Raw genomic sequence first — 12066 nt, 5'->3', positions numbered from 1 at the left:
AGCGATCATGCGAGCTACCGACACGATGACGACAAACAGCGCCAGGCGCACGGCACTGGGGGCGCTGGCGGCGCTGGCCTGCTGCGGGGGCATGATGGCGCCGGAAACGGGCTTTGCCGCGGCGGCCGCGGCGAAGGCGCCGCCCCGTGCGCCGGCCCAGGCGGCGCCGCCACGCAGCAGCGGCGTGTCGACGCTGGCGCCGAAGGTGACCCTGTCCGAGGGCAAGTCGACCCTGATGCGCCTGCCCTTTCCGGCGACGCGCATGTCGGTCGGCGACGCGAAAGTCGCGGACGTCATCCTGCTCAATCCGAGCGAACTCTACCTGTTGGGCAAGTCGGTCGGCAGCACCAACCTGATCCTCTGGAACAAGGCCAACGACGCCACCATCATCGACATCGCGGTCGACCTCGACACCAGCGGCCTGACAGCACGCTTCGAGCAGCTGCTGGCCGATGAGAAGGACGTCAGGATCACCACCGCGGCCGACACCCTCGTGCTGTCGGGGATGGTGTCAGACGTGACCAAGGTGGACCAGATGATGGCGCTGGCGAATGCCTATGTGCAGCGCGGTCAAGGTGGCGCAGCCGTGCCGACAGACGCGGGCGGCCAGCAGGCCACGATGAAGGTCATCAACATGACCTCGGTCGCCGCGCCCCAGCAGGTGATGCTCGAAGTGCGGGTTGCCGAGATCTCGAAGACCCTGGCCGACCAGCTCGGCGTCAGCATGGGCGCCAGCCGCACCAACGGCAGCTGGACCTACAGCTTCCTGTCCAACCTGCTAAGCAGCAACCCGAGCCTGCTCGACGCCTTCAGCAGCAAGAACGGCAACTTCCTGACCATCGATGCGCAGAAGCGCGACGGCCTGATCAAAGTGCTGGCCGAGCCGACGGTGATGGCCATCAGCGGCCAGGAGGCGAGTTTCCTCGCCGGCGGCAAAATCTTCATTCCGGTCAGCCAGGTCAATAACAACGGCATTCCCACCATCACCCTCGAGGAGAAGGAATTCGGGGTCGCCGTCAAGTTCACGCCGACGGTACTCGCGGGCGGTCGCATCAACCTGAAAGTGGCGCCGGAAGTGTCGGACCTGAACAAGGAAGGCATCGGGATTACCGCGACCGGGATAAACGGAACGGCGATCCTGCCCTCGTTCACCACGCGGCGCGCCACCACGACGGTGCAGCTGTACGACGGCCAGAGCTTCGCCATCGGCGGGCTGATCAAGAACAACGTCACCACCAACGTGAAGGCCTTCCCGGTACTGGGCGAAATACCGGTGCTGGGCGCGCTGTTTCGCAGCACCGACTTCCAGACCGACCGTTCGGAACTGGTCTTCATCATCACGCCTCACCTGGTCAAGCCCTTGCCGGCCGATTACAGGCTGCCGACCGACGGCTATATCGAGCCGAGCCGCAGCCAGCTTTTCCTGGGCGGCAAGCTCGAAGGCAAGAGCAAGGCCGAACCGGCCCGTACCACGGCCGCCCCCGGCCCTACCGGTTTCGACCTGAAATAGGAGCGATCATGACCACGCGCCATCTACGCCACGCCGGGCCGCTCCTGCTGGTCCTGCTGGCCCTGCTGACCCTGCCGGGCTGCGCCAACCGCCCTGCCGCGCTTCCCTACGGCCACCGCGTCGCCCTGACGATGGCCCAGCAGGTCCTCGATCCGCTGGCCGGCTCGAAGCAGGCCACGGTAAACGGCATCGGCGGTCAGGAAGCGAAGAGCGCCTACGACGCCTATCAGAAATCCTTCCGCGCTCCGCAGCCGCAACCGAACGTATTCACGATCGGCGTCGGAGGGGCGCGCTGAGCGGTGACGACCATGGATCGCCTCTATCCCTTTCCCGCGTCACGCCGCCTTCCTGGCCGCCAGGACGGCGGCGTGGCGATCATTGTCGCCCTCGTGCTGGCGATACTGCTCGGCTTCGGCGGCGTCGTGCTCGACCTCGGGCACCTGTTCGTCAACAAGACCGAATTACAGAATGCGGTCGATTCCTGCGCACTGGCCGCCGCCGGCCGGCTGACCTGCGATCCGGCCGGTGGAGCCGGCTGTCCAGCGTCTTTCCTGGCCGATGCAGAGGCTGCCGGCATCTTCGTCGGCAACCGCAATGTCAGCAATTTCCAGAAGGGCGCCGTGACGATTGCGCCTGCCGACGTGCGCTTCCATACCGCCATCGGGCCCAACAGCGCCTACCTGTCGCGCGCAGCGGGCGCCAATCCGAATGCGAAATTCGCCCTGTGCATCGCCCGTTCGGCGCCGATCGCGAACTGGTTCATGCAGGTGCGCGGCAGGTCGCAACCGAATAGGGTTGCGGCGTCGGCGGTTGCCACGCTGGCGCCCAGCCAGACATCCTGCAATGCGGCGCCGATCGGCGTGTGCTCGAAAAACGCAACGCCGCCCAATTACGGCTACGGCACCATCGGCGAATGGATCGTCAGCTCCTTCAATGGCAGCAACAACGGCGACGACTCGGGCCTGGCCGGGAATTTCCGCTGGGTCGATTTCACCCCTAGCGCGGGCGGCGCCAGCGAGGTGCGCGACCAGCTGCTGGGCAACAGCTCGGTATGCGGCATCGCGGTCGGCAACGACATCCGCGAAGAAGGCGTCAAGCAGGGTGCGAAGAGCGCCTGGAATACCCGCTTCGGCATTTATCCGAACGGCAGCAATGGCTACGTTCCCGCGGACGTCGCCCCGGACAAGACCGGCTATGCCTATCCCAGCAAGGCCCCCGGCACCGTGATCGGCATCGGACAGTCGGCCTACGCCGACTACCGCTCCAAGCAGGCGGCGCACGCCCCGTTCAAGCCGAACGAATACGCGCCGTCCGGGGCGGCCGGCAATATCCCGGGCAGGCAGCCCTTGACCTCTGCCGAGCACCTGCAATACGGCGCCGAGCGGCGCCTGATCCCGGTGCCCATCCTGGAATGCAACAGGTCGCCTGCCAGCGTGAGGATCCTCTCCATGGGTTGCGTGCTGATGCTCAACCCCATGTCCAACGGCAGCACGGGGAACCTGTACCTGGAGTGGCGCGGCCTGGCCAACACCCCGGGCAGCCCCTGCCGCAGCTCGGGCGTCCCCGGCGGCGCCAATGGCCCGCTGGTGCCGACACTGGTGCAATAGGAGAGCGGCCATGCGCAAGGTGAACAAGGAATCCGGAACCGCGGCCATCGAAATGGCGCTGCTGCTGCCGCTGCTGGTCCTGCTGCTGTTCGGCGTGACCGAATTCGGACGCGCCGTTTACCAGTACAACGCGCTTGCCAAGGCGGTGCGCGACGGCGCACGCTACCTGTCGCAGTTCGCGCCGGGCGACGCTGCCCGGACGCTGGAAGCCAGGTCGATGGTGGTATGCGGCGCCACCGACTGCAGCGGCCGGCCCCCGCTCGTCGCTGGCATGTCGCTCAACTATGTCCGGGTGCGCGACCGCACGACCGATCCCGATACCTTCGACTTGCAGGCCACGGGACGGGGCGTGCTCAACCTGGTCCGCGTCGAGGTCTCGGGATTCACCTTCCGCAGCGTGGCGTCCGGATACGTTCCCAACGTCGTGTTCTCGCCGATCCAGGCGACGATGGAGCAGGTACCATGAACCTGCGCCCCTGCCCCCACGCCGAATGCCAGCGCGGCGTCGCCGCGGTAGAGTTCGCGCTGGTCGCCGTGTTCATCCTGTTTCCCCTGCTGTTCGGGGTTATCGAATTCGCACGCATCGCCTTCTACTGGAACGCGGCGACCGAGGCCACGCGGCTGGGGGCGCGGCTGGCCGTGGTCTGCGACCTCGACGACAGCACCATCCGCAGCCGCATGGCCGCCCTGTTCCCGGCCGTCGCCGCCTCCAATATCGTGATCGCCTACCAGCCCACGGGCTGCACGACAACCACCTGCCGAGGGGTCGAGGTGTCGATCCTGCCGGCCCGCGTCGCCACCCACATTCCAGGCATGCCGTTCAGAATCGCCCATCCGCCGTTTCGTACCACGCTGCCCAGAGAGAGCATGCGCAGCGCGTTCGGAGCGGCCGGCGCCGAGGTCAGCAACCCGGTGTGCGAATGAATATTTCGCTCTCAACATCCCGCCTGGTCATGCAAAAGGAGTCATCGTGAAGATCGCCGTCGTATCGCGTAGTGAAAAACACCTGCTGGAGATCGCCCGGCTTCTGCGCGAGCGCAGTCCGGGCGACGAACTCAATCTCGTCGCCGGTTCGCTCGAACGCTTCAGCAGCGGCGCCGGCACGGCCATGCCCGACCTGCTGCTGCTCGACCAGCCGCAAGGCGGCGAATTGTCGCGCCTGGAAGGGCTGGGGGCGGCCCATCCGTGCATGACGACCATGGTGCTGTCGACCCTGCACACCGTGGAATTCATGGTCGACGCCATGCGCGCCGGCGTGCGCGAAGTGCTGCCGGCGCCGGTCACCCCTACCGCCCTGTATCCGGCGGTGGCGCGGGTGCGCGAAAAACTGTCGGCGCACCAGCATGCGAACGGCAAGGTGCTCGCCTTCGTCTCCTGCAAGGGCGGCAGCGGCGCCACCTTCCTGGCCACGAACCTCGCGTATGCGCTGGCGACCGAATGCGGCCAGCGCGTCGCCCTGATCGACCTCAACCTGCAATTCGGCGACGCCTCGCTGTTCGTGTCCGACCAGAAGCCGCTTGCCACCCTGGCCGACGTGGCCCTGCAGATGCACCGCATGGACGCCTCGCTGCTGGCCTCGAGCATGATGGCGGTGACCCCGACCTTTTCGGTGCTGGCCGCGGCCGATGATCCGGTGCACGCCGGCGACGTCAAGCCGGAGCACATCGACACCTTGCTGAACCTGGCGCGTCGCCACTACGACTTCGTCGTCCTCGACGTCGGCCGAAGCCTCGACCCGGTCGGGGTACGGGCGCTCGACCTGGCCGACACCATCTTCCCGGTGCTGCAGACCACCCTGCCCTATGTACGCGACGGCAAGCGCCTGCTGAACGTGTTCCGTTCGCTTGGCTACCCGGCGGCCAAGATCCAGGTGATCGTCAATCGCCACGAAAAAAAGGGCCAGATCAAGCTGCAGGACCTCGAAACAGCCTGCGCTACCCAGGTCTGGCGCCAGGTGCCGAACCACTACGAGGCGGCCGCCGCCTCGGTCAACCAGGGCATTCCGGTGCTCAAGCTGTCAGCGAAAAGCCCGATCGCGAAATCGCTGGTGTCGCTCGCGCGCGGGATTGCCGGTGACGCCGCTCCAGCACCTGCGGGCTGGCTGGCGCGCCTGTTGAGCAAGCCAAAGCACGTAGCACAGCCGGGCGCGGCCCAAGCGGCACCGGTGCAGCCGGCGGAGCAGCATCCGGCGCCCGCCACCATGCAAGCGGCATTCGAGGAGAAACAGGTATGGATGCAGAAATCCTGACGCTGCGCGACCGCCTGGCCGGCAACGCCGGCCGCGGCATCCCCCTTGCCACCCAGCGCAGCTCGCACAGCGCTGGCTACATGCAGCTCAAAGGGCGGATCCACCAGGGCCTGCTCGACCGGGTCGACCTGGAAAGCCTGCAGCTACTGGCGCCTGAGCAGATCCGAGACGAATTGAAATTGATCGTCGAGCTGATGCTCGAAGAGGAAACCGTCCCGATCAACGAAGTCGAACGGGCCAACCTGGTGCGCGACATCCAGAACGAGATGCTCGGCTTCGGCCCGCTCGAACTGCTGCTGGCCGATCCGTCCGTGTCGGATATTTTGGTCAACACCTGCAGCCAGGTGTATGTCGAGCGGCGCGGCAAGCTCGAGCTCACCGAGGTGCGCTTCGCCGACGAGGCGCACTTGATGAAGATCATCGACAAGATCGTCTCGCGCGTAGGCCGCCGCATCGACGAGTCCTGCCCGATGGTCGATGCGCGCCTGCCAGATGGCTCGCGCGTGAACGCGATCATCCCGCCGCTGGCAATCGACGGCGCCATCCTGTCGATCCGGCGCTTCTCCGCCGATCCGCTGCGCCTGTCGGACCTGATCGCCTACAAGAGCATGACGCCTGGAATGGGCGAGATCCTGCAGGGCCTGGGCAAGGCCGAAGTCAACATCCTGATCTCGGGCGGCACCGGCAGCGGCAAGACCACGATGCTGAACGTCATCTCGGGCTTTATCAGCCCCGAGGAGCGGATCGTCACGATCGAGGACGCGGCCGAGCTGCAACTGCAGCAGCCGCACGTGGTGCGCCTCGAGACCCGCCCCGCCAACATCGAGGGCCAAGGTGAGGTGACCCAGCGCGCCCTGGTGAGGAATGCGCTGCGGATGCGCCCCGACCGCATCATCCTGGGCGAGGTGCGCGGTGGCGAAGCACTCGACATGCTGCAGGCGATGAACACCGGCCACGAAGGCTCGATGGCGACCATTCACGCGAACACCCCGCGCGACGCCCTGACCCGCCTGGAAAACATGATCAGCATGGCCGCCGCCTCGCTGCCGAGCAAGGCGATGCGCCAGCAGATCAGCTCCGCCGTCGGCGTGGTGCTGCAGGTGTCGCGCCTGACCGACGGCAAGCGCAAGCTGGTGTCGCTGCAGGAAGTCACCGGCATGGAAGGAGACGTCATCACCATGCAGGAGATCTTTACCTTCCGCCAGACGGGCCTGGGTGAGAACGGCGCCGTGCTTGGCCACTTCTGCGCCACCGGCATCCGCCCGCGCTTTCTCGACCGGCTGCGCAACTACGGGGTCAACATCCCGGAAAGCGTGTTCGATCCCTCCCGCCAGTTTGCCTGAGGAGCCGCCATGGACTACATGTTCTTCGTCTTCGCGATCCTGATCTTCGTGGCCGTGGTGTTCCTGATCGAGGGCGCCTACCTGGCCTGGAACGCGAGCCGGGGGCCGGAAGCGCAGCGCCTGTCGCGCCGCGTGCGCAACTTGTCGACGCGCGACGCCGAGCGCAGCGTCGCCCTCGCCAAGAAACGTGCTCTGAGCAGCCATCCGATCCTGCAAAAACTGCTCGCGGCCGTGCCGCACATGGCCACCCTCGACCGCCTGTTGATGCAGTCGGGGAAGCAATGGACGGTGGCCGGGTTCTCGGGTGTCTCGCTCGCCCTCGCCATGCTGGCCTGGACGCTGGCCTACTCGTTCGCGCTGCCCTTTCCACTCCAGCTCGCGGCCGCCGCCACTGCGACGACCCTGCCACTGCAACTGGCGCTGCGCGCCCGCAATGCCCGCCTGAACAAGATCGAGAACCAGTTGCCCGACGCGCTGGACCTGATGAGCCGTGCGCTGCGCGCCGGCCATGCCTTCCCGAACGCCCTGAAAATGGTCAGCGAAGAGATGCGCAACCCGATCGCCGGCGAATTCGCCACCGTCTTCGACGAGGTCAACTTCGGCGTCTCGATGCCGGACGCCCTGATGAACATGGCCAACCGGGTACCCAGTACCGACCTGCGCTACTTCGTCGTCGCCGTGCTGATCCAGCGCGATACCGGCGGCAACCTGTCGGAACTTCTCGGCAGCATCAGCAAGATCATCCGCGACCGCATCAAACTGCTGGGCCAGGTCAGGGTGCTCTCGGCCGAGGGCAAGATGTCGGCATGGGTGCTGGGGCTGCTGCCGTTTGCCGCTGGCGCGCTCATCCAGCTGACCAGTCCGCAGTTCCTCGCATTGCTGTTCACCGACCCGTTTGGACGAAAAATGCTGGGCTTCGCATTGACCATGATGGTCATTGGCGTATTCGTGATGCGCCGGATCGTCCGGATCCGCGTATGAGCGGCCATGACGCAAGGAGCGTGCAATGACAATCCTCGAACTTGGTTTTGTCGGGCTGGTCTTCGTTGCCGTCTTCGGCATCGCACTGCTCGGCATGCGCACCTTCGCCACCACGCCCCTGCAGGAGCGGCTGGACGCGGTCGGGGTGAATACGGACGCGCCAGGCTCGGGCCCGCCGCCCTGGCTGGAAAAGATGGTCGTGGCCGCCACGCCGGTCGCACGCCTGTCGCTGCCCGACGACGAGGCCGGGAGCTCGGCGGTGCGCGTGCGCTTCATGAACGCGGGCTATCGCCATGCGTGGGCGCCCGTGGTCTTCTTCGCCGCCAAAACCGTGCTCTCGCTCGGGCTGCCGCTAGCGGTCTTTTTTGGCCTGAGCATCAGGGGTACCAACACGGGCACTACCGGCATGCTGTTCTATGTACTGACGGCGGCCGCCCTCGGCTACTACCTGCCGAACTTCGTCCTCAAAAGGATGATCGGGCGGCGCCAGCGCGAAATCTTCGAGAGTTTTCCCGACGCGCTCGACCTGATGACGATCTGCGTCGAAGCTGGCCTGGGCATGGACGCGGCACTGGCCCGCGTGGCCGGCGAGATCGGCCTGAAAAGCCGGGTCCTGAGCGAAGAGCTGAACCTGGTGACGCTCGAACTGCGCGCCGGCAGCGGCAAGGACAAGGCCTTGCGTGGGCTGGCCACACGGACCGGGGTCGAAGACGTCGATGCGCTCGTGGCGATGCTGATTCAGGCCGAGCGCTTCGGCACCAGCATCGCGGACTCGCTGCGCGTGCAATCGGAACAACTGCGCACCAAGCGCCGCCAGCGAGCCGAGGAACAGGCTGCCAAGATCGCGCTCAAGCTGCTGTTCCCCCTGATCTTCTTCATCTTCCCCTGCCTGCTGGTGGTGTTGATGGGCCCCGCTTTCATCCAGATCTACCGCGTCTTGCTGCCGACCTTCACCGGCGCCAGTGCCAACTGAAAGGACACGACCATGCCGATCCGTCCCGTCGCCCCTGCGCTTGCCACGCTGCTGGCCGCTGCGTTGCTCTCGTCCTGCGCCGGCGTACCGCCGCAGCTGCGGCTGATGTTCCAGCCAGCCGAGCAGGTACGCCACGGCGCCAATGACCTCGCCTCCGCGTACTACCGGCTGGGGCGCTACCACCAGGACGCGGGCGACCTGGGGCTGGCCCTGACCGCCTATACCTACGCCACGGCGCGCGACCCGCGGGCGCCCCTGCCGCGCATGGCCGCCGCCGTGATCCACGCGCAGCAGGGGCGCCTGGCCCAGGCCAGGGCAATCCTGCTGGCCGTCTGCGTAGACCATCCCACGCTGGTCCAGCCGCTTAACAACCTGGGTTACGTATATTACCTGCAGGGCGAATACGCGTCGGCGGCTGCTACTTTCCGTTCGGCGCTGGCCCTGCAGCCGGGCAATGAGCGTGCGCTGAACAACCTGCGGCTGGCGGAAGACGCGGGCCCAAGCGGTGCGGCCCCAGCCTCCGCGCTGGCAGCCACGCCTGTCCAGGCAACGCCCGAGGCCGCAGCGCCGCTCCCGGCGCCTACCCCTGCTGCCGCTCCTGCTGCGGCGGCTCCAGAGACCGTGGTTGGCGGCATGCAGCTGGTCAGGACCGCTCCCAATGTGTACGAATTGCGGATTGCACCGCCAGCTTTGAAAGCAAGCGACAGCCCACTGCCTGCGACGGCGCTCGCGGCGCAACCCGCGCGCCCCGCCGCCCGGCTCGAGATCGCCAACGGACATGGCGCCAACGGACTGGCCAGGCGCTTCCGCGACGCCCTCGCCGCACAAGGCCTGGCCGCTGGGCGCTTGACGAACGCCAAACCATTCGGCCAGGCGGCGACCCGGATCGAATTCCGTCCCGGCTTCGATACCGCGGCGCGCGACCTGCAGGCTGCCCTGGGCGGAAAGGCCGTCCTGAAGAAGGCGGACCGGCTGGCCGCACCCACCGACCTGCGCCTCGTGCTCGGCAAGGATGCCGACCTGGCGCCCGTGCTTTCGGGCCACAGCTCGCCAGGCGCACCGCTGCTGACGGCGGCTGCACCAGCCTCGATCAAATAACAACCACCATAGAACCAGGAGCGTCCATGAGAGTAACGACGAAACGCGCGGCCGCCGGGATGACCGCCTGCACGCTTGCCAGCCTGCTGGCAGCATGTGGCGGTGGCGGAGACGGACCGAATGCCACCTGCCGGACCCTCGATGGCTCCCGCGACCCGGCCCTGCCGTCCTGCACGGCGGCAGCCGCGCCCGGTACGCCCGCGGCAGCCCTGGCGCCACCGCTCGTGACGCTGAGCGACGCCAGCGGCGCCCCGACCACCATGGTGTCGGCCCGGACGCCGGCAGTGGTCAAGGCGGTGGTCCGGGACGGCGGCGGCAATCCGCTCCCGAACGTGGCCGTTCGTTTCGCCAGTACCGATACCACCGCCGTCCTCGTCCCCGCCTCCGGGACCGCGCTGACCGACGCCTCCGGGACCGCGACCATCAGCATCGCGGCCGGCAAGCAGGCCGGCGCCTTCACGGTGACCGCCACCGCCACCCGCGACGGCGCCAGCGCCAGCGGCAGCACGAGCTATGCCGTGAGCTTCCCGGCACTGAAAATGAGCACCCTGGCCGTCAGCCCCTCGCCCCTGCCCGCCGGCGGCACCGCACGCCTGTCGGTCACCCTGCTCGACGGCACGACGCCATTTGCGCCGGCCCAAGCCGTCACCTTCACCTCGCCCTGCGCCGCCGCAGGCAAGGCGGAGATCAGTTCGCCCGTCACGACCATTGCCGGGGTGGCGACCACCTCGTATGTCGACAAGGGCTGCGGGGCGCCCGATGTCGTCACGGCCTCGACCGTGTTGGCAGGCGCTACCACCACCCAGTCCGCCACCGTGAACGTCGAAGCCGCGATACCGGGCCAGCTCGCCTTCGTGTCTGCGCTGCCGCAGAACATCTCGCTCAAGGGTACGGGTGGCGCCGGGCGCCAGGAATCATCCACGGTCGTGTTCAAGCTGCGTGACCGGAACGGCAACCCGATCTCGGGCCAGCGCATCGATTTCTCGCTCACCACGACGGTCGGCGGCCTGACGCTCAACCCTGCTTCTTCCACCACGGGCGCAGACGGCACTGCCAGCACGACCGTGGCCGAAGGCACGGTGAACACGCCGGTGCGCATCATCGCGACGATTCCCGGAACGGCGATCACGACCATGTCCGACCAGCTGGTCGTCTCCACCGGCGTGCCGGACCAGAACAGCTTCACCATCGCGACCGAAATCTTCAACGTCGAAGGCATGAACGTCAGTGGCTGCCCGGCCCCGACCGGATCGCTGGTCACGGTGCGCCTGGCCGACCACTTCAATAATCCGGCTCCGGACGGCACGGCGGTCAGTTTCACCACCGAAGGCGGCACCATCGACGGTTCCTGCCTGACCGGACTGGTCAACACCACACTGACGGACGGCACGGTGATCCAGCAGAAAGGCATCCCGGGCGCGTGCACCGTGCGCTTCTGCTCCGCCAATCCGCGTCCGGCCGACGGCCGCGTGACCGTGCTGGCCTATGCGCTGGGCGAAGAGAGCTTCGTCGATACCAACGGCACCAATATCTACTTCCAGGATTCCGATGCCTTCCAGGACTTGGGTGAGCCGTTCCGCAACGACCGCGCCATCACCCATCGTAACGCCCAGGCCAACTGGGCGCCGGACGCCAACTGGAAGCCGGCGCGTACGACGCTCGGGCCGGACGATGGCTGGTCGACCGGAAATGCGGTACGCGTCCCGGGCGAAATCTTCATCGATTCGAACGTCAACGGCAGCTGGGACAGCGGAGGCGATGGAAGCTATAACGGTGTGCTCAGGCAGGGCGGCGGCGCGACCCGCCTGGTGACCCATGCACGCGGGGCGCTGGTTCAAGTCATGTCGACCAGCAACGCCGCCATCACCTCGCTCGGGCCGGAATCGATCGCGCTCAGCCATTGCGTTACTGGCACGCCCTTTGTCAACACGGCGGTGACGATGCAACTGGCGATCCGCGATACCAACCCGACCGTGTTCGAGCTGAACCGCGCTGGCAGAGAACCGCTGCGCCTGCCGTTCGACCTGCCGGGGAACATCCTTGCGGCGGGTACGAAGATCGAGTTCTCGGCATCGAACGGCACCATCCTCGGCGAACGCAGCTACACCGTGCCCAATACCAGCGAGCCGAGCGCACAGGTATGGATCTATACGGTACAGATGCAGAGCGATGCGAGCCAAAGCTCCCCGGCCTCCCTCCCGCCTCTATATTGTTCCAACGCAGTCACCAATGGCGCCCTCACCATCAAGGTCACTTCACCTTCAGGCATGATCACAAGCAGGTCTTATCCGGTGACCGACTGAGCC

At 66.8% G+C, this 12066-nt stretch carries 11 protein-coding genes; all 11 read left to right on the top strand.

Annotated features, from left to right (window positions below; translation table 11 throughout):
* Positions 1-7: 7 nt before the first annotated feature.
* The 11 genes from AC56LR_RS12060 to AC56LR_RS12010 are packed head-to-tail and all read left to right on the top strand — an operon-like array spanning position 8 to position 12063.
* Positions 8-1510: a type II and III secretion system protein family protein gene (locus tag AC56LR_RS12060; protein WP_497130594.1), complete on the top strand. Its 1503-nt coding sequence runs from the start codon at positions 8-10 to the stop codon at positions 1508-1510.
* 8 nt (positions 1511-1518) lie between these two features.
* The gene (locus AC56LR_RS12055; protein WP_497130592.1) at positions 1519-1806 is read left to right on the top strand and encodes a pilus assembly protein; all 288 of its coding nucleotides are present in this window, start codon (positions 1519-1521) and stop codon (positions 1804-1806) included.
* 12 nt (positions 1807-1818) lie between these two features.
* Positions 1819-3117, top strand: a complete 1299-nt coding sequence (locus tag AC56LR_RS12050) for a pilus assembly protein TadG-related protein (protein WP_497130591.1) — start codon at positions 1819-1821, stop codon at positions 3115-3117.
* A gap of 10 nt (positions 3118-3127) precedes the next feature.
* On the top strand, positions 3128-3583 hold the full coding sequence (locus tag AC56LR_RS12045; protein ID WP_497130590.1) for a TadE/TadG family type IV pilus assembly protein: 456 nt from the start codon (positions 3128-3130) through the stop codon (positions 3581-3583).
* A complete protein-coding gene (locus tag AC56LR_RS12040) occupies positions 3580-4041 on the top strand; it encodes a TadE/TadG family type IV pilus assembly protein (protein WP_497130589.1) in 462 nt (153 codons plus the stop codon). Before AC56LR_RS12045 ends, AC56LR_RS12040 begins: the two co-directional genes overlap by 4 nt.
* A 46-nt stretch (positions 4042-4087) precedes the next feature.
* The gene (locus AC56LR_RS12035; RefSeq protein ID WP_497130588.1) at positions 4088-5365 is read left to right on the top strand and encodes a CpaE/TadZ family protein; all 1278 of its coding nucleotides are present in this window, start codon (positions 4088-4090) and stop codon (positions 5363-5365) included.
* A complete protein-coding gene (locus tag AC56LR_RS12030) occupies positions 5347-6708 on the top strand; it encodes a TadA family conjugal transfer-associated ATPase (RefSeq protein ID WP_497130587.1) in 1362 nt (453 codons plus the stop codon). Before AC56LR_RS12035 ends, AC56LR_RS12030 begins: the two co-directional genes overlap by 19 nt.
* Positions 6709-6717: 9 nt before the next feature.
* A complete protein-coding gene (locus AC56LR_RS12025; RefSeq protein WP_497130586.1) occupies positions 6718-7689 on the top strand; it encodes a type II secretion system F family protein in 972 nt (323 codons plus the stop codon).
* A 25-nt stretch (positions 7690-7714) separates the two neighbouring features.
* Positions 7715-8662, top strand: coding sequence for a type II secretion system F family protein (locus AC56LR_RS12020; protein WP_497130584.1), 948 nt, complete (start codon positions 7715-7717; stop codon positions 8660-8662).
* A 12-nt stretch (positions 8663-8674) separates the two neighbouring features.
* A complete protein-coding gene (locus AC56LR_RS12015) occupies positions 8675-9760 on the top strand; it encodes a LytR C-terminal domain-containing protein (protein ID WP_497130583.1) in 1086 nt (361 codons plus the stop codon).
* Positions 9761-9786: 26 nt separating this feature from the next.
* The gene (locus tag AC56LR_RS12010; protein WP_497130581.1) at positions 9787-12063 is read left to right on the top strand and encodes an Ig-like domain-containing protein; all 2277 of its coding nucleotides are present in this window, start codon (positions 9787-9789) and stop codon (positions 12061-12063) included.
* Positions 12064-12066: the final 3 nt, after the last annotated feature.

The organism is Telluria sp. ZT3P39, assembly GCF_059685935.1.
This window is presented reverse-complemented; position numbering and strand designations above follow the sequence as displayed.

What these genes read in the sequence shown, in the direction of transcription:
- AC56LR_RS12060 (WP_497130594.1), top strand. Translation starts at nt 8, where the DNA reads ATGCGAGCTACCGACACGATGACGACAAACAGCGCCAGGCGCACGGCA.
- AC56LR_RS12050 (WP_497130591.1), top strand. Translation starts at nt 1,819, where the DNA reads ATGGATCGCCTCTATCCCTTTCCCGCGTCACGCCGCCTTCCTGGCCGC.
- AC56LR_RS12030 (WP_497130587.1), top strand. Translation starts at nt 5,347, where the DNA reads ATGGATGCAGAAATCCTGACGCTGCGCGACCGCCTGGCCGGCAACGCC.
- AC56LR_RS12045 (WP_497130590.1), top strand. Translation starts at nt 3,128, where the DNA reads ATGCGCAAGGTGAACAAGGAATCCGGAACCGCGGCCATCGAAATGGCG.
- AC56LR_RS12015 (WP_497130583.1), top strand. Translation starts at nt 8,675, where the DNA reads ATGCCGATCCGTCCCGTCGCCCCTGCGCTTGCCACGCTGCTGGCCGCT.
- AC56LR_RS12025 (WP_497130586.1), top strand. Translation starts at nt 6,718, where the DNA reads ATGGACTACATGTTCTTCGTCTTCGCGATCCTGATCTTCGTGGCCGTG.
- AC56LR_RS12010 (WP_497130581.1), top strand. Translation starts at nt 9,787, where the DNA reads ATGAGAGTAACGACGAAACGCGCGGCCGCCGGGATGACCGCCTGCACG.
- AC56LR_RS12020 (WP_497130584.1), top strand. Translation starts at nt 7,715, where the DNA reads ATGACAATCCTCGAACTTGGTTTTGTCGGGCTGGTCTTCGTTGCCGTC.
- AC56LR_RS12040 (WP_497130589.1), top strand. Translation starts at nt 3,580, where the DNA reads ATGAACCTGCGCCCCTGCCCCCACGCCGAATGCCAGCGCGGCGTCGCC.
- AC56LR_RS12055 (WP_497130592.1), top strand. Translation starts at nt 1,519, where the DNA reads ATGACCACGCGCCATCTACGCCACGCCGGGCCGCTCCTGCTGGTCCTG.